The sequence below is a fragment of the Orlajensenia leifsoniae genome (genome assembly GCF_004570845.1).
Lineage (GTDB): Bacteria > Actinomycetota > Actinomycetes > Actinomycetales > Microbacteriaceae > Orlajensenia > Orlajensenia leifsoniae.
Map to the genome: position 1 here is coordinate 47,731 of NZ_SPQZ01000001.1, position 15,833 is coordinate 63,563.

15 protein-coding genes are annotated in these 15,833 nt (G+C 70.3%); 5 read left to right on the forward strand and 10 right to left on the reverse strand.

Features of this window, described 5'->3' with window-relative positions; all coding sequences use genetic code 11:
- Positions 1-14: 14 nt before the first annotated feature.
- The 4 genes from E4M00_RS00250 to E4M00_RS00265 form a co-directional block, all read right to left on the reverse strand.
- On the reverse strand, positions 15-344 hold the full coding sequence (locus E4M00_RS00250) for a hypothetical protein (RefSeq protein WP_135118577.1): 330 nt from the start codon (positions 342-344) through the stop codon (positions 15-17).
- 209 nt (positions 345-553) lie between these two features.
- Entirely contained in the window at positions 554-1,864 is a 1,311-nt protein-coding gene (locus tag E4M00_RS00255; protein ID WP_135118578.1) for a M18 family aminopeptidase, read from the reverse strand.
- 35 nt (positions 1,865-1,899) lie between these two features.
- Positions 1,900-2,319, reverse strand: coding sequence for a hypothetical protein (locus E4M00_RS00260; protein WP_135118579.1), 420 nt, complete (start codon positions 2,317-2,319; stop codon positions 1,900-1,902).
- A gap of 131 nt (positions 2,320-2,450) precedes the next feature.
- Positions 2,451-3,119: a pyridoxamine 5'-phosphate oxidase family protein gene (locus E4M00_RS00265; protein WP_135118580.1), complete on the reverse strand. Its 669-nt coding sequence runs from the start codon at positions 3,117-3,119 to the stop codon at positions 2,451-2,453.
- Between the two features lie 78 nt (positions 3,120-3,197).
- Here E4M00_RS00265 and pdxR point away from each other — a divergent pair, with 78 nt between their 5' ends.
- Both pdxR and E4M00_RS00275 read left to right on the forward strand, forming a co-directional pair.
- Positions 3,198-4,655 (forward strand): MocR-like pyridoxine biosynthesis transcription factor PdxR, encoded by a 1,458-nt coding sequence (pdxR, locus tag E4M00_RS00270; protein ID WP_135118581.1) that lies wholly within the window; start codon positions 3,198-3,200, stop codon positions 4,653-4,655.
- A gap of 42 nt (positions 4,656-4,697) precedes the next feature.
- The gene (locus tag E4M00_RS00275) at positions 4,698-5,126 is read left to right on the forward strand and encodes a DUF1761 domain-containing protein (RefSeq protein WP_135118582.1); all 429 of its coding nucleotides are present in this window, start codon (positions 4,698-4,700) and stop codon (positions 5,124-5,126) included.
- A 65-nt stretch (positions 5,127-5,191) separates the two neighbouring features.
- Here E4M00_RS00275 and E4M00_RS00280 read toward each other — a convergent pair whose 3' ends face one another.
- Together E4M00_RS00280 and E4M00_RS00285 are read right to left on the reverse strand one after the other, a co-directional pair.
- On the reverse strand, positions 5,192-6,121 hold the full coding sequence (locus tag E4M00_RS00280; RefSeq protein WP_135118583.1) for a J domain-containing protein: 930 nt from the start codon (positions 6,119-6,121) through the stop codon (positions 5,192-5,194).
- A gap of 51 nt (positions 6,122-6,172) precedes the next feature.
- A complete protein-coding gene (locus E4M00_RS00285) occupies positions 6,173-6,589 on the reverse strand; it encodes a hypothetical protein (protein ID WP_135118584.1) in 417 nt (138 codons plus the stop codon).
- Positions 6,590-6,736: 147 nt separating this feature from the next.
- Here E4M00_RS00285 and E4M00_RS00290 point away from each other — a divergent pair, with 147 nt between their 5' ends.
- Entirely contained in the window at positions 6,737-7,204 is a 468-nt protein-coding gene (locus tag E4M00_RS00290) for a LysM peptidoglycan-binding domain-containing protein (RefSeq protein WP_135118585.1), read from the forward strand.
- Here E4M00_RS00290 and E4M00_RS00295 read toward each other — a convergent pair.
- Both E4M00_RS00295 and E4M00_RS00300 read right to left on the reverse strand, forming a co-directional pair.
- Entirely contained in the window at positions 7,176-8,717 is a 1,542-nt protein-coding gene (locus E4M00_RS00295) for a DUF7059 domain-containing protein (RefSeq protein ID WP_240036735.1), read from the reverse strand. The two genes, E4M00_RS00290 and E4M00_RS00295, sit on opposite strands and share 29 nt — an antisense overlap.
- A gap of 14 nt (positions 8,718-8,731) precedes the next feature.
- Entirely contained in the window at positions 8,732-8,950 is a 219-nt protein-coding gene (locus tag E4M00_RS00300) for a hypothetical protein (protein WP_135118586.1), read from the reverse strand.
- Positions 8,951-9,107: 157 nt separating this feature from the next.
- Between E4M00_RS00300 and E4M00_RS00305 the strand changes: the two genes are divergently transcribed.
- Entirely contained in the window at positions 9,108-10,058 is a 951-nt protein-coding gene (locus tag E4M00_RS00305) for a phosphodiesterase (protein ID WP_240036737.1), read from the forward strand.
- On the opposite strand, the gene E4M00_RS00310 is transcribed toward E4M00_RS00305, so the two are convergent.
- Together E4M00_RS00310 and E4M00_RS00315 are read right to left on the reverse strand one after the other, a co-directional pair.
- A complete protein-coding gene (locus tag E4M00_RS00310; protein WP_135118588.1) occupies positions 9,988-11,691 on the reverse strand; it encodes a stealth family protein in 1,704 nt (567 codons plus the stop codon). The two genes, E4M00_RS00305 and E4M00_RS00310, sit on opposite strands and share 71 nt — an antisense overlap.
- Positions 11,692-11,751: 60 nt before the next feature.
- Positions 11,752-14,709 (reverse strand): helix-turn-helix transcriptional regulator, encoded by a 2,958-nt coding sequence (locus E4M00_RS00315; RefSeq protein WP_240036739.1) that lies wholly within the window; start codon positions 14,707-14,709, stop codon positions 11,752-11,754.
- A gap of 465 nt (positions 14,710-15,174) precedes the next feature.
- On the opposite strand from E4M00_RS00315, the gene E4M00_RS00320 reads away from it, so the two are divergent.
- Positions 15,175-15,450 (forward strand): GIY-YIG nuclease family protein, encoded by a 276-nt coding sequence (locus tag E4M00_RS00320; protein WP_135118589.1) that lies wholly within the window; start codon positions 15,175-15,177, stop codon positions 15,448-15,450.
- The last annotated feature ends 383 nt before the right edge of the window (positions 15,451-15,833 follow it).

The window sequence follows — 15,833 nt, forward strand, 5'->3', positions numbered from 1 at the left end:
GGCGGTCACCGCTGCTAGGCGGCGGTCACCAGGACGCTGAGTCGAGCACTGCCGACGGACAGCACGTCGTAGACGGCGTGCAGTGCGACGGGTTGCCCGATGCTCACCGAGGCGGTGAGGTCGTCGTGGTGCCACGCCCAGAGGCGCTCGCCGGTGTCGAACAGGTCGACGGCGATCCAGCCGTCGGCGTCGACATGCGCCACGAAGGCGTCGCGCCACTTGCTGGGGGTCGCGTTCGCCGCGCGCTCGCGGATGGGGCTGATCGCGTGGCCCTGGGCGTGGGCCCCGCACGTCTCGGAGACGCAGGTCATGATCTGCGGCACTCCAGGCTTGAGATTCGACATCACGTTCCTCCGTTCCCCTGATCTGGCCCCCGCGGTCTCGGCGGGTGCGATTCTTCGAGGGTAGGCAGGGGTCGCGCCGGAGTCACGTCACCCCGTCACACGCCGCAACACGCGGTCAGCCACGTGACCTCGCGCCATTTCTGGGGCGTCTGCGCCACATCATGTGGCGCACATCCCCGGGAAATGGCGCGGCGCAGGGAAGCGGCCTGCTACTTCCCCGCGAAGAAAGCCGTCACGGCTGCGGCGAGCGCCGCCGCATCGTCGACGTGCACGAGTTCGCGCGCCGAGTGCATCGAGAGCAACGGCGCTCCGACGTCGACGACCCGGATGCCGAGCCGCGTCGCCGTGATCGGCCCGATCGTCGACCCGCACGGAATCGCGTTGTTCGACACGAACTCCTGGAACGGCACCCCGGCGGCAGCGCACAGCCGCGCCCAGAGGGCTGCGCCCGCGGCATCCGTCGCATAACGCTGGTTCGCGTTGATCTTCAGCAGCGGTCCGCCGCCCGGCACGGGCTTGTTCACGGGATCGTGCCGCTCGGCGTAGTTCGGGTGGAGGGCGTGGCCGGCATCCGCCGAGACGCACCAGGACGAGGCCAGTGCCCGCAGGCGGTCCGACGACGATGCTCCGAGACCGGCACCGATGCGCTCGAGCACATCGGCGAGGAACGGTCCGGCTGCTCCCGAGCGCGACTCCGAACCCAGCTCCTCATGATCGAAGGCGGCGAGCACGCTGATGTGCCGGGCAGCGGGAGCGTCCGAGGACGCAGCGGCCAGCAGGGCCGTCAGTCCCGCGAACACGCTGGTCAGGTTGTCCATGCGGCCCGCGGCGAACAGGGAGTCATCGAGTCCGAACCGAGCCGGGGTCGCCGTGTCGGCGGTCATGATGTCGTAGCCGGCGATGTCGGATGCCGCCACTCCGGCCAGCCCCGCGAGGTGCTCGAGCAGTGCATCCTGCGTACCCAGCTGCGCTGCAGCGTCCAGGCCGACGCCCCACACGGGCTGCGTGTGCCTCTGCTTGTCGAGCTTGAGCCCGTCGTTGTTGACTCCGCGGTCGAGGTGGATCGCCAACTGCGGGATGCGCAGGAACGGCCCGGTGCGCACGAGGTGCACCGTGCCGTCCGTCGTCACGAGGCGACCGGCCAGTTCGAGCTCGCGGTCGAGCCAGGAGTTCAGCAGTGGGCCGCCGTAGACCTCGACCCCGGCCTGCAGCCACCCGTTCACGACGGTGGTCGGATGCGGCTTGAGCTTGAAGCCGGGCGAGTCGGTGTGGGCGCCCAGGATGCGGAACGGCGTCAGCGGGCCGGCACCCTCGGGCACGATCCAGGCGATGACGGCACCGTCGCGCACGACGACGTAGCTTCCCGGCGCTGTCGGCCAGGCGGCGCTCTCATCGAGCTCGACCGCGCCGGCTGCGACGAGCCGATCGGCCGTCTCCCGGGCGGCGTGGTACGACGACGGCCCCGCCTGGATGAACCGGGCGAGGCCGTCGATGTATTCGGAGGTACGAGTGTCGGACATGGTTCCATCCAAGCACCCGCTTCGATGGATCGCCGTCAGCGCGGGGCGTCCGGCTTCGGGAGGCGCGACTCGTTCGTGGCGAGTCGCTCGTGCACGTCGGCCGAGTGGTGCTCGGCTGTCGGTGCCACGGTCTTCTGCCCGGTGGCGAGACGCTCGTGCACATCGGCCGAATGGTGCACGGCCGCGATCCTGTTCAGGTAGGCGGCGGATGGTGCCCCGGTGAGGTTGTCGCCGCGCACCAGCTGGTCGCCGATGCGAGTCAGACGAGGCGACTGCTGCGCGGTGGTGACCTGCCGGACCTGTGCACTGTCGTCGATCCGGACCAGGACGATGACCGGCGCCTTGGGGTCGCGCACGGCGGCGGTGGCCGAGAGCGGGGTTGCCGCCACGATGGCCGCGGCCACGGCGGTCATGGTGCCGATGGTGATGAGACTTCTGTGGGTGGTGCGTTTCATGGTGGTGCCTTTCGGAGGTGTTGCGGATCCCCCACCTCCACACTCGCCACCGGGCTCTCCGAGCGCATCGGGAGCCTCCCCTTGCACCCGGGGTGCCCTCCCCTAAGGATTCCGAGAACCCCACCGGCCGATCACGCCCCTCCTCCCGCTGCTCGCGCCGTGCGGACTGAAACGGACTCGGGGACGACGGTCGCAGGATCGACGCTCGCCGCGATGAGTGGCTCTCCCCACGCCCTCGTCATGGGAAGCACGCCGATCCAGGCCGACGGGTCAGCCCCATCACTGGCAGAGGGATCCCCCGTGCGCGCCTTCATCGCGAAATCGGAGATCGGGATGCGCAGCACCTGGGTCGCCGCGAGCTCGCGCCGGGTCGACGTCGGAACCTCTCCGGATCGTCCGGGCATGAGCTTGGCCGCGATCGCGTCGAGCGCGGCCCCCTTCTCCTGCTCACCGAGCACGACGGGGACGCCGTACACCACGGCGCTGCGGTAGTTCATGCTGCTGTCGTAGAGCGTGCCTGCGTAGACCAGCCCGTCGAGGATCGCGACACTCACCGCGAGCCTGCTCTCCGGGCCGCCGGAGCGCAGGGCGAGACCGGCACCGGTCGAGCAGTGCAGGAGCAGGCCGTCGCCGTCGCGCGCGAAGGCCATCGGGATGACCAGCGGCCCGGCCGGCGTCACGGCGGCGACGTGAGCGATGAGGGCTTCGTCGAGCACGGCGTCGAGGGCGCTGCGCTCGGTCACCTGCCGCTCCGAGAGTCGGCGGATGCGGGTGTTCGGCTGGGTGTCTGTCGTCGTCATGGTGCCAGTGTCGTCATCCGACTGGTACGGTCTGTAGTCCAGTACACGCAGATTTGAAAAGACCAGCTTGGGAGATCCGTGAGCGACCTCGCCATCACCATCGACCGAACGGATGCCGCCCCGCTCGCGGCGCAGATCGTCGGCGCCGTGCGCGCGGCCGTATTCTCCGGCACCCTCGCTCCCGGCGACACCGTGCCGTCGTCTCGCTCCCTCGCGGCATCGCTCGGGGTCTCGCGTGGTGTCGTGGTCACCGCCTACGACCAGCTCACCGGCGAGGGATACCTCGATGTGTCGCAGGGCGCCGCCGCACGGGTGGCCGCCGTCGACGCCTCACCGGCCCCCAGGAGGCCGGCGACGCCGAGCGCGACGCCCGTCGGCGACGGAGACCCGCCCGACGTCGACATGCGTCCCGGCTTCCCCTCGACGGCTCGCCTCGACGAGCGCGCCTGGCGCTCGGCCTGGCGTCAGGCCGCGTCGCAACCCGTGCCGTCACGGCAGGCCGACGATTTCGGAACGGCGGGCCTGCGCGAGCAGATCGCCGATCACGTGCGTCGGGCCCGGGGCGTGGCATGCGACGCCGCCGACATCGTCGTGACGGCCGGGACGAGCGAAGCCGTCATGCTGCTGGCGCTCGCGCTGGGCGAGCTGCATCCGCAGGGCCCGGACGGCACGAACGGCCCCACGGTCGCCATGGAGGATCCGGGCTACCCGTCTTCACGGCGAGCGCTGGAGCGCTTCGGCTGCACCGTCGTGCCCGTGCCCGTCGACGACGATGGCCTGCGGGTGGACGTGCTCGCAGCCCTCGATCCGGCTCCGCACGCCGTGCTGCTCACCCCCAGCCACCAGTACCCGCTCGGCGGACGCCTGCCGGTCTCCGCCCGCCTCGAGGCTCTCGCGTGGGCCGAGATGCACGACGCCCTCATCATCGAGGACGACTACGACAGCGAGTTCAGGCACGGCGCCGCCACGCTGCCGGCCCTCACCACCCTCGACCGCTCCGAGAGCGTCGCCCTCATCGGCAGCTTCTCGAAGGTGCTCACCCCGTGGTTGCGGCTCGGATACATCGTGCTGCCCCGCAGGCCAGCGCTGCACACCGCTCTCCGCAGCATCCGTGCGGATGTCACGGCTCCCATCGCCGGGGTCGCCCAGGAGGCCATGGCCGCGCTGCTCGCCGGCGGAGCGGTGCGCCGCCACATCGCCGCGGTCCGACGCGACTACGCCCACCGTCGTGATCTGGTCCTCCGAGCCCTCGGCGATGTGTGCGGCGCGGGCTCCGGCGCCCGTCTGCGCGGCCTCGAGGGCGGCCTGCACGCCGTGGTCGAGTTGGGGTCGACGGATGCCGCCGCTCGCGTACGCGCTCGCGCGGCGCGCGCAGGCGTCGCCGTCGCCGACCTCGGCGACTACGCCGCCAACCCCGCGGCATCCGTTCACCACGGGATCGTCTTCGGCTACGCGGCCCCGTCCGACCTGGCGCTGGCGAAGGGGCTGACCGTGCTGCGAGCGGCGATCACGACCGAACTGCACCCCGGGGAATAGACTGCGGCCACCGCACCGCCGCGTTCGCGAAAGGACCCCGTCATGGTTCCCGAGATCAACTACTGGGCCGTCATCCTCGCCACGCTCTCGAGCATGATCGTGGGATCGATCTGGTACACCCCGAAGGTGTTCGGCAACTACTGGATGAAGCAGTCGGGCGTGACGCCGTCAGGAAATTCCGCCGACGCCATCGGTCCCATCGTCGTGACGCTGTTCGTGAGCTTCATCACGGCCTGGGTGCTGGCCGGCGCCGCGTACATCGCGTTCGACTTCTACGGTGGCAGCTTCTTCTGGAACACGGTCTTCACGGCCGCAATCCTGTGGGCCGGATTCACCGCCGCTCGATTCATCACCCACGACGCCTTCGACCGGCGCCCGAGCGGGCTCACCATCCTCAACATCGCCCACGAGCTCGTCACCGTCGTCGTGATGGCGATCATCATCGGCGCCTGGGTACCCGCCGGGGTCTGACCGACGGGAGGCTGCACAGGCCGGCTCCCCTGCTCGATCGGCCAGAGCTGGCGAGCCGGGCTCGACTAGACGTGCTGCACGTTCTCCTGCAGTCGCGTGCGCACCTCGAACAGCTCGGTGCCGTTGATGCGCGCGGCGCCGGGCAGGCCGTCGCGCAGCACGCCGGGCAGGCGCGACTGCTCCACGAGCGCCGTCACGGCACCGCGGGCGTGGCCGAGCACCTCGAGTGACTGGGCGGGTGCGCCGTCGGGCACGACGATGACGAGACCGGTGAACTTCACCTTCGCCCCGCGTGCGATCGACTTGGCCCTGGTCGCGAGGTCGTGCATCGGCCGCTCGCCGCCGAGCGCCTGCCCGATGAGCTCGCCGCGCTTCACCTTGACGGGGTCGCCCCAGTCCTCGCTCTGGATCGCGAACAGTCCGCTCGGGCCGAGCACGATGTGGTCGATCTTCGGCGGGACGTGCGAGCCTGCGGCATCCGTCGCCACGTCATGCCAGATGGTGAACCCGATTCCGAGGGTCGAGAGCTGGCGTGCCGTCGCCTCCTCGGCGAGCGCGTTGGCCAACAGGTGCCGGATCTCGCGCGGCGCGCTGCGCACGAGCTGCGGGTCGTAGAAGTCGGGCACGGTCTCGCCGCGACCGATCCACTCGCGCATGTGATCGAGGAAGTACTCGCGGGACCAGCCGCCGGGGTGGCCGAAGGAGCGGGCCGTCGGACGCGAGTCGGTGCGGGGACGCTCCTGGGGAGTCGACCAGGCCGGAGGCGCGTCTGCGGACGCGAAGGGGCGCGCGCGGTCATAGGCGGCGCGGGCCTCGGGGGTTCCGATCTTCTCCCAGGCGATCTGCACGGCGTGGAAGCGCTCGGCGGTTCCTCCGGCGTCGGGATGCGTCTGTCGGAGCAGGGTGCGGAACGCTCGCTTCAGTTCGCGGTCGGTCGCAGAGGGACTGACGCCGAGCACCTCGTAGGGCGTCGCCGAGATCGGACTGTCGGGCATTGATCGAGGCTAACCCACTGACAGGCGGTCATCGGGCGCGAACCAGCGCGCTTACAGGTAGTCATCGGGTGCGAACCAGCGCGTGCCGTCGCGGTGGCTGATGAGCTGGGCACGGATGCGCACGTCGACGTCGGTGCACGCCGTCGCGAGCTCTCGCGCCCATGCCCGATCGGCCTCGGTGGACGTCGCCCGCAGTCGTCGTTCCCACACCACGATGATCTGGGCGGCACCGGTCTTCTCGACGATGTCGGCGATGCGGGAGGCCAGCAACTCGGCGCGGCCGCCGTAGGGCGCCGCCGGATGATCCGCCATCGGGATGACGAGCGGGATCTGCCGATCGTCGGCGTCGATGAACAGAAGCCAGAGCTGACGCCGCACGGCCTTCCCGATGAGGGCGTCGACCCTCTCGAGCACCTGTTCGTCCGTCGTGATGGGCTGTCGCGTGGCTTCATCTGCGCTGAGAGTCATGCGGCCAGCCTGCTCTGCGGCATCCGTGAACCGCAGGTCACGAGGGCAATCGGTGAACTCCGCTTGGGGCATCGACATCTGGGGAGGAGCCGGTAGAGTCATGCAGGATGCACCGGGGTGGGGCATCAGTTCCGCTGGGGGGACCGCATGATCGCAAGCCGCACCGTCGTCGCGACGGCACTCGCACTGACCGTCATCGCGACCCTCGTGGCCTGCAGCACTCCCGAGCCCCCCGCTCCTCCCGTCACCGTGGTCGTGACGGTGACACCGACTCCCACCCCCACGCCGACTCCCACCCCGGTCGCGGACCTCCCCGCGCCGCAGCCCAGCTTCGAGGTCGTCGTGCCCGTGCCGAACGCCCCGGCTCCCGAAGTCGTCGAGGGACCGGCCTCCGACCTCGGCGCCCGCGACGGGGCCTCGGCTGCCCCCGAGACCGACGGCAACGGAGCGTTGGTGAGCTACACGGTCGTGGCCGGCGACAGCTTCTTCGACATCGCGCAGCGCTTCGACCTGCCGCAGCAGCAGCTGTTGCGCATGAACCCGAACATCCCCGACTTCGGCGAGGACATCTACATCGGCACCGTCATCAACCTCGACTGGACGACGACGGGCTGAGGATGCCGCCCCGCACCAGCTCGCGCACGGCCGGCAGCAGGTCTGCGGTCAATGCCGTCTCATCGACCTCGAGGAGCTGGGCCAGCGCGGCGCAGATGGCGCCGACGGACAGCTCGCCATCGCACGCACCGATGAGTGCGGCGAGCGCCGTGTCGAGCGTGACGGCACGCCCGAACCCGCCGCCCTGCCGCAGCACCATGGCCGTCGGGTTCTCATCGCCCGGCCAGTAGTGGCGTTCCTCCGTGACGTCGCCGGCCACGGTCAGCCGAGCAGCCGACAGCGCGGCGTCGTCGGTGCCGGCCAGCCAGTCGCTCGCGGCCAGGCCGGCCTCGAGGTGCGCGCCGACGCCCCGAGGCTCGATGTCGCCGAGCGGGCCGTGCTGCTGCTCGGTGCGTGTGAGGGTAACGGATGCCCCGGCCCGCGGCATCCGCAGCACGACGTAGCCGAATCCGACGCCCGAGACCCCGCGCTCCGCGAAGTCGTCGAGCCACGCCGCGTACAGCCTGTCGAAGTCCGGGGTCGCGGGCGTGGTGCCGCCGTCACGGATCCAGGTCTCCGCGTAGAGCGCCGCACTCAACACCTCGCGCTCCACGATCCAGTAGTCGAGGCCGACGGAGTCGAGCCACGCGCGCACGCGCGGCAGCCCGTCGTCGCCGTCGTGGTACTCCCAGTTGCCGAGCAGCTGGGCGGTGCCGCCGGGCTCCAGATGTTCGGCGACGCCCGTGAGCACGGCCTCGACGAGGGCGTCGCCGACCATGCCCCCGTCGCGGTACTCGTAGGAGGGGACGCCGTCGACGCGTGGAGTGATGACGAACGGAGGATTCGAGACGATGCGATCGAAGCGCTCCCCCGCCACGGGCTCGAACAGGCTCCCCAGACGGAACTCGATGTTCTCGAAGCCGTTGAGAGTGGCGTTCATCGCGGCGATCGCGAGAGCCCGCTCGGAGATGTCGGTGGCGACGACCCGCCGGGCGTGGCGGGCGGCGTGCAGTGCCTGGATGCCGCATCCGGTGCCGAGGTCGAGCACGGAGTCGACCGGAGCCTGGAACATCAGGCCGCTGAGCGTGAGGGAGGCTCCGCCGACGCCGAGCACGTGGTCCTCGGGGAGTGCGCCTCCCGTGGCGAGTTCGCCGAGATCGGATGCGATCCACCAGGAGCCGGCACCTGCCGTGTCCTCGAAGGAGTACGGGCGCAGGTCGAGGGCGGCGCGCGCCTGCCCGCCGTCGATGCTCACGAAGCCGAGATCGGCTGCACCCTGCACCCCGAGGGCGGGGAACGCGACGGCCAGCTCCGGGAGGGTGACGGCACGGCCGAGCACGAAGAGATCGGCGAGAACGGCGACCGCCGGGAGGTCGGAGCGGCCTGCCCGGAGCGCATCGAGGGCTCGACGGGCGGGAACGCGCTGATCGCGGTGCAGGGCCTCGGCGGCATCAGGGCCCCAGAGACCGGCGAGGGCCGGCACCGTGTAGCCGGCGGCGGAGAGGTCGGAGCGGAGCAGTTCAACGGGGTTCACACCCCTATTGAACCTCAGCCGTGAGCGAGGTGAGTGCCGTGCTCCTGAGCGCGATGACGCTCGACGCGCGCCGGCACGAGGACCCACACCCGAAGTCGGGCGCGGAAGAGGTGCCGCGACTCGCGACGGGCGGCGATGGCGCGGCGGCGACGGATCTCGAGCTCCCGGATGACGGCGACGTCGTCATCGGTGCGGAAGACGGCCTGGGCTGTGTACTGGCTGAGTGCTGGCATTCCTCCAGCGTGCTCCCGGCGTTCCGCATGCGGCTCGGGGCGCACCCCTCGTCGCCTGGGGGCGCGTCCTGAGATCCCGTGAGGAATTCTCGCTCCGGCATCCGACATGCGGGGTTATATTCACCGCCCGTTCAGTCTTGTCTGCTTTGGTTTCCCTGTGATCCCCAGAACGGCCGAGCACCCACGGCCCGACCATTTCATCCTCCACATCAGCGACACCCACCTGCTCGCCGGCAACGGCAGGTTGTACGGGACTGTCGACAGCGAACGTCACCTGCGTGACCTGTTCGCCTCCCTCGAAGCCTCCGGCGGACGCCCGGAGGCCATCGTCTTCACCGGCGACCTCGCCGACAAGGGCGAGCCGGACGCCTACAGCCGCATCCGTGCGATCGTCGACCCCGTGGCGGAGCGGCTCGGCTCCCGCGTGGTCTGGGTCATGGGCAACCACGACGACAGGGCCGCCTTCCGGGCAGGACTGCTCGACGAGGCGCCATCGACGGCTCCCGTCGATGCCGTGACGTGGCTCGGCGACCTGCGCATCATCACGCTCGACACGAGTGTTCCCGGCCATCACCACGGTGAGGTCTCCAGCGCCCAGCTCGACTGGCTCGCCGCGGAGCTCTCGACCATCGCGCCCGACGGGACGATCCTCGCGATGCACCACCCGCCTGTTCCGTCCGTGCTCGACCTGGCCGTCTCCGTGGAGCTCCGCGACCAGATGGACCTGGCCGAGGTGCTCGCCGGCAGCGACGTGCGCAGCATCATCGCCGGACATCTGCACTACTCGTCGATGGCGACCTTCGCGGGCATCCCCGTGTCCGTCGCCTCAGCCAGCTGCTACACCCAGGACCTCACGGTTCCCGTCGGCGGCACACGTCCCCGTGATGGTGCACGGGCCTTCAACCTCATCCACGTGTACCCGACGACGGTGCTGCACTCCGTGGTGCCGCTCGGCGAGTTCCCTGCACTCGACTTCGTCGACGCTCAGGAGACCGAGCGCAGGCTCGAGTCCGTCGGCATCCGCATCTCGGAGCCCGTCAGGCCCCTGGTGCAGCAGAGCGCACATCGTTCAGCTCCGCCGACGACTCCGATCCCGATTCTGGTCTGACCTTCTCCCACGGAGCCGGGAACGGGAAATAGCGCTCGAGGAAGTCCGTGACGGCTGCCGTGCGCTCCTCGACGGAGATCTCCGGCTTCGAGCCGTCGTTGAGGCAGAACATGTCCTGGTCGCGACGCTTCAGCAGGCGCGACATCTGGTCTGGGGCCATCGCGAGGGTGGTCTCGATGTACTTGACCTTCGCCTGCGTCTGCACGACGGCTCGACCGGTCATGAGCGAGTAGTAGTGGTACAGCGAGTTCGTGACCGAGATGTCCGTGGCCGAACGGAATCGGCTGGCCGCGGTACGGGTGAAGTCCTCGGGGAACTCCTCGGTCTCCATGGTGCGCATGACGCTCTTGCGGAGCGGCGCCGCGCAGTGTTCGAGGTGCCGCGTGGTGACCTTGCCGAAGCGGTCCTGGAGGAGACGTCGGTTGACGCGGGCGGCGTTCTCGAATCCACTGCGCGTCGGGTCGTTCTCGCCGAGGCCGATGCGGGTGGACGCTTCGACGAACTTCGTGATGCCGCCGGGCGAGAAGAACAGCTCGGGTGAGAGCGGGCGCCCGAAGAACATGTCGTCGTTCGAGTAGAGGAAGTGCTCGGCGATCCCCGGGATGTTGTGCAGCTGGCTCTCGACGGCATGCGAGTTGTGCGTCGGGAGCACGCTCGGGTCGGCGAAGAAGTCCTCGCTGCGCATGATCGTGACCTTGGGGTGCTCCGCGAGCCACTCGGGAGCGGGCGAGTCCGTCGCGATGAAGATGCGGCGCACCCAGGGCGCGAACATGTAGACGCTGCGCAGTGCGTACTTGAGCTCGTCGATCTGGCGGTAGCGCGCCTCGTTGTCGTCGCCGTCGCCGACCACGTAGGCCTGCATGCGCTTGGCGCGCTCGCGCACGAAGTCGGCGCTCGATCCGTCGACCCACGAGAACACCATGTCGATGTCGAAGTCGATGTCGCTCGCGTGGGTGGCGAACATGTTCTCGAGGGTGCGCCAGCGACGCCCGTAGAGCTCCACAGAGTCCTCGACGGCCTCGGATCGCGGCATCCGCTCGCGCATCAGGCTGTTGGGACGCGGGGCGACGATCTCCTCGTCGCCGAAGCGCCAGAACTCGAGCTGGAACGCCGTCTCGGCTCCGTAGCGGAGCCGCCCGATCGGCTCGACGCGGGGACGGTAGAGCCTGAAGACCGAGGCCTTGCGCTTCGCCGAGAGGGTTCCGTCGGCGACGAGGACGTCGCGGAGGCCATGGTGGTCGACGGTCTGCGAGTAGAACGGTTCGTTGGCGAAGGCCGTGGCGAGGGCCGCGCACACCTCACGGCGGCTGCGGCGATCGACGGCGATGACGGCGCGGTCGCCGTCGCCGCGCACGAGGAGGAACTCGATGCCGGCGGCGATGAGGGCGTCACGCACGGCGATGAGGTCTTCGATCATCGACTCGCGGGGGGTGAAGTGGCCCGTGGCGAGCGCGTACTGGCCCTTGCGGAGGACGAGGTCGTCGCGACCGAACCGGGTGCGGCCATCGGGGGCGCCGATGAGCAGGGGTTCGGGCAGCGCGGACAGTGATCCGCGCCGTCGCTTCGGGGTCGGCTGGCGCCCGAATGCGACGGGTCGCTCGACCCGGTCTCCCGTATGTGCATGCTCGGTCATATGGACCCGCCTCCCCTCGTTGGTCTCCCTCGATCCTAAGCGAGAGATCGAGGCGCTCCGTCAGCGGGTGGCGGCGCCGGCGAGGAACACGGCCTCGGTGCGCGTCGACGCGCCGAGCTTGCGCAGGATCGCCGAGACGTGCACGCTCGCCGTCTTGCCGCTGATGAAGAGCTCGGTGCCGATCTCGCGGTTGCTGAGGCCACGGGCGACGAGCTCCAGCACCTGCTGCTCGCGCGGCGTGAGCGGCTCGGCGGCGGCATCCGGTGCCGGATCGGAGACAGGCTGGGACGGGGGCTCTGCGTTCACCCGTGCCCGCCGTGCCACCGCACGAGCCTGGTCGCCGACGAGTCCGATGCCGATGCTGTCCGCGTCGGCGACGGCCGCCTGGAGGCTCTCGTGCGCACCGACCCTGTCGCCGGCGGCGATCTGCGCCTCGGCCAATCGGAGGGAGGCGTACGGGCCGAGATGCACCGGACCACCCGCCGCAGCCGTGCGCGCCCGGCGCCACAGGACGGGATCGAGCCCCGTGCCCGCCGAGCCGCCCAGCTCGGCTTCGACGAACGCGGTCCAGACCGGGGCCGTGGGCCACCCCGCAAGGTCGGCCGAGGCACCGCGCACGTCGCTCGCCGCAGCGTCGATGTCGATCGATGATGCCGCTTCCGGGTTGGAGCGACGAATGCCGGCGAGTGCTCGAGCGGCGACGGCGAGGAGCGGCAGGTCGTAACCGGGAAGACTGCGGTGCTCCGCACGGAACACGACGCTCGCCTCCTCCCACGCACGCTCGTCGTCGCCCTCGGCGATCGCGATCTCGGCCGCGAGCCTGGCGATGCCCAGTCGGGTCTGCATCTCGGCCTCGACGAGCGAGGCGATGGACGGGGCCAGCGATCGGAACATGACGGCGGCACCGGACACGTCTCCGCGCCAGAGCATTCCCCACATGCGTGCCCTCTGCAGGTACACCCTGAAGGCGAAGGGCGGATCGAGCGAGAGCCCGCGCTCGATCAGGGCGTCGGCGCGATCCCACTCCCCCAACGCGTAGTAGGGGTCGACCGCGTTGGAGGCGAGGATGACACCTGAGATGCGCTCGACACCGAGCTCGCGGGCCCGCGCCAGGCCGCTCTCGGCGAGCTGCACAGCCGACCGGTACCGGCCGAGCAGGTAGTGCACGTCGGAGATGTTGACCCTGTAGCGGAGCCCGGCCACGCGATCGCCGTCGCCGAGGACGCGCGCCCGCTCCAGCTCGGCGAGGCCGCCCTCGACGTCGCCGTTGTGCACCATGCTCACGCCCGCGATGTTGTGGGCGACCGAGGAGTAGCGGTCGGAGCCCGCTGCGGCGGCCTCGGTCGAGGCATCCGTCGCCATCGCGATGGCCTCCTGCGCGCGTCCCTCGATCATCAGGCGCCCAGCGAGTGCCGTGAGCATGGTGGCACGCAGCTCACCGGGGCTGCCGGGCGGGACGAGCGCGACCGCCTGCTCGAGAAGCGGGACCGTGCCGGTTCGACCGGCATTGCCGAGGTAGTACGCCTTGTCGCGCAGGGCACGCGCGTACTGCAGCGGCCGGTCGGGGCTGCCGTCGGCCAGGGCGAGATCGATGAGGGCGAGCGAGCGTTCGTTCTCACCGGCGTTGCGTAGATGCGAGGATGTGCGGCCGAGGAGTTCGAGGCGATTCATGCCGGCGACCCGCTCGGGTTCCGCGACCTGGTCCCAGAGCTCGAGGGCGCGCTCGCCCATCTGCCCGGCGGTGGCGTAGGCGAAGGCCGCACGCGCCTCCTCCCTGGCGGCGAGCGTGGCCGGGAACGCCTTCTCCGGAACGTGGGCCGCCATCCAGTGGTAGGAGATCTCGGCCGCGACGCGGCGGGAACCAGCGGTGCGCTCGAGAGCCTCCGCATAGGCCGCGTGGAAGCGCCCGCGCTCCCCCGGGAGCAGTTCTGCATGGATCGCCTCGCGCACGAGGGCGTGCCGGAAGGCGTAGTCGTCGTCACCGGCCACGAGCACACTCGCGAAGACCGCCTCGCGGATGGCGGCGTCGAGGTCTTCGGCCGCGCCGCTGTGCACGGCGGCGATCAGCTCGTGCGGCACGCGCACACCGCCCGCCGCGAGCAGACGGAGAACGGCCTGGGTGCCCGGTTCGAGGCGCTCGTAGCGGGCCAACAGCAGGTCGCGCAAGGTGTCGGGCAGCCCGTCGTCGGTCGGGCAGGTGTCGAGGCCGAGGAGCTCCTCGACGAAGAAGGGGACTCCCTCGCTGCGGGCAGCGGTGCGGGCGAGAAGGTCGGGATCGGGGACGCCGCCGAGGATCGCCTTCACCTGACGACGCACCTGCGCCTTGGTGAGACGGGCGAGCTCCCACCGGTCGACGGCCCGCCCGCGGTCGAGTTCGGTGAGGAAACCCCGCACGGGATGGCCGCGGGTCACGTCGTCGCTGCGGTAGGTGAGCACGAGCAGAAGTCGACCGCGCCGCACGGCCCTGATGAGGAAGCGCAGCAGGGTGAGACTCGCCGCGTCGATCCAGTGCAGGTCTTCCACGACGGCGACGACCGAGCGGTCGTGGGAGAACCTCTCGAGGACGACGGCCACGGCCTCGTGCAGTTGCGCCGACGATCCGGCATCGGTGTCGCCCTGCGCGAGCTCGGGGAGCAGAGCTGTCAGTGCGGGGCGACCGGGGCCGGCCGCATTCATGACGGCCTCGGCGCCGACCTCGGCGATGAGACTGCGCAGCACGTCTTTGACGGGCGCGTACGGCGCCGCGACAGTGCCCAGATCGACGGACTGGCCGCGGAGGACGAGAACCTCGGGCGGAACCGATGCGGTGAACTCTGCCAGCAGGCGGGTCTTGCCGATGCCGGCCTCGCCGCCGATCACGGCGGTGCGGGGCACGCCGTCGGCCACGGCCTCGAGGAGCCCCCGAAGCCGCTCGAGATCACCTTCACGCCCGACCATCTGCGGGCTCGACATCGACGCCGGCACCATTCGATCGTGCCACGGACCGCCGACATCCGTCAGTCGGGAGAAGGACGTCATCTGTGGGCCAGGCGCGCCGGCTGCCCCTTCCCGTGGCCGAACAACTGCGCCCAGGCCGGGTGGCGGCGAACGGGCCCGGTATCGTCGTCGGATTCCGTCGCGTCGTCCTCCGCCCGGCGTCGCCGTTCGAGCCACTGGGTTGCCGAGGTCGACTCGTGGCGGTGGAGCGTCTCTGCCATGTACTGAGCTGCGAACTGCATCATGTGCCTCCTGGATTCGATGGATCCAGCGTGCTCGCTGAGCACCCTCGCGAGGATCGGGCGGATGCCCTAGATCGGGCGTGCGGGTACCTCAGATCCGGCCGCAGGGCGAGTTCCACAGTCCCGCTCGCTGAGGGACGGGAGCGTAGCGAGCGCCCCGAAGCGAAGGGAGCTGCTCTCCTCCACGGTGCAGCACTCCCCGCCGTCGTCCTCACCATGCACGCTGCCTGCACATGCGCCGTGTTCGATCGACGATCCTGATCCGATGCCGTTCATGTACATCCTCGAGTGCGCCGACACCACGTTCTATACGGGAAGTACGTGGAATCTGCGCAAACGCATGAACGAGCACTACGCCGGTATCGGCGCGGTCTACACGTCTCGACGGATGCCGGTGAAACTCCTGTACTTCGAGGAGTACGAGCGGATGGATGAGGCCTACGGACGGGAGAAGACCATCCACGGGTGGAGCCACGCGCGCAAGCGCTACCTCATCAGCACCGGCCGCGGGGTACGCGTCACGGATGACATGTCATTCTGAGGGGGACGCGTGTCATTGGCCCGCTGAAGCCCTCGAGTCGGCGCCGGCCCCTCCGCTTCGGCGGCGACTTCGTCGCTGCCTCTGCGAGCGGGTAGGTCAGCGCGATAGCCCTCCACTTCGGCGGCGACTCCGTCGCTGCCTCTGCGAGCGGGAGTGGGCGCGCCGGCTCGCAAACCCGCCGGCAGAGCCACAGACGCGCAGCGGCTGCGGCGAAGCCCTCGAGTCGGCGCAGGTCCCTCCGCTTCGGCGGCGACTCCGTCGCTGCCTCTGCGAGCGGGAGGTCAGCGCGATTGCCCTCCACTTCGGCGGCGACTTCGTCGCTGCCTCTGCGAGCGGGAAGGTCAGCGGGATAGCCCTCCACTTCGGCGGCGACTTCGTCGCTG

What these genes read in the sequence shown, in the direction of transcription:
- E4M00_RS00250 (WP_135118577.1), bottom strand. Translation starts at nt 344, where the DNA reads ATGTCGAATCTCAAGCCTGGAGTGCCGCAGATCATGACCTGCGTCTCC.
- E4M00_RS00255 (WP_135118578.1), bottom strand. Translation starts at nt 1,864, where the DNA reads ATGTCCGACACTCGTACCTCCGAATACATCGACGGCCTCGCCCGGTTC.
- E4M00_RS00260 (WP_135118579.1), bottom strand. Translation starts at nt 2,319, where the DNA reads ATGAAACGCACCACCCACAGAAGTCTCATCACCATCGGCACCATGACC.
- E4M00_RS00265 (WP_135118580.1), bottom strand. Translation starts at nt 3,119, where the DNA reads ATGACGACGACAGACACCCAGCCGAACACCCGCATCCGCCGACTCTCG.
- E4M00_RS00275 (WP_135118582.1), top strand. Translation starts at nt 4,698, where the DNA reads ATGGTTCCCGAGATCAACTACTGGGCCGTCATCCTCGCCACGCTCTCG.
- E4M00_RS00280 (WP_135118583.1), bottom strand. Translation starts at nt 6,121, where the DNA reads ATGCCCGACAGTCCGATCTCGGCGACGCCCTACGAGGTGCTCGGCGTC.
- E4M00_RS00285 (WP_135118584.1), bottom strand. Translation starts at nt 6,589, where the DNA reads ATGACTCTCAGCGCAGATGAAGCCACGCGACAGCCCATCACGACGGAC.
- E4M00_RS00290 (WP_135118585.1), top strand. Translation starts at nt 6,737, where the DNA reads ATGATCGCAAGCCGCACCGTCGTCGCGACGGCACTCGCACTGACCGTC.
- E4M00_RS00300 (WP_135118586.1), bottom strand. Translation starts at nt 8,950, where the DNA reads ATGCCAGCACTCAGCCAGTACACAGCCCAGGCCGTCTTCCGCACCGAT.
- E4M00_RS00310 (WP_135118588.1), bottom strand. Translation starts at nt 11,691, where the DNA reads ATGACCGAGCATGCACATACGGGAGACCGGGTCGAGCGACCCGTCGCA.
- E4M00_RS00315 (WP_240036739.1), bottom strand. Translation starts at nt 14,709, where the DNA reads ATGACGTCCTTCTCCCGACTGACGGATGTCGGCGGTCCGTGGCACGAT.
- E4M00_RS00320 (WP_135118589.1), top strand. Translation starts at nt 15,175, where the DNA reads ATGCCGTTCATGTACATCCTCGAGTGCGCCGACACCACGTTCTATACG.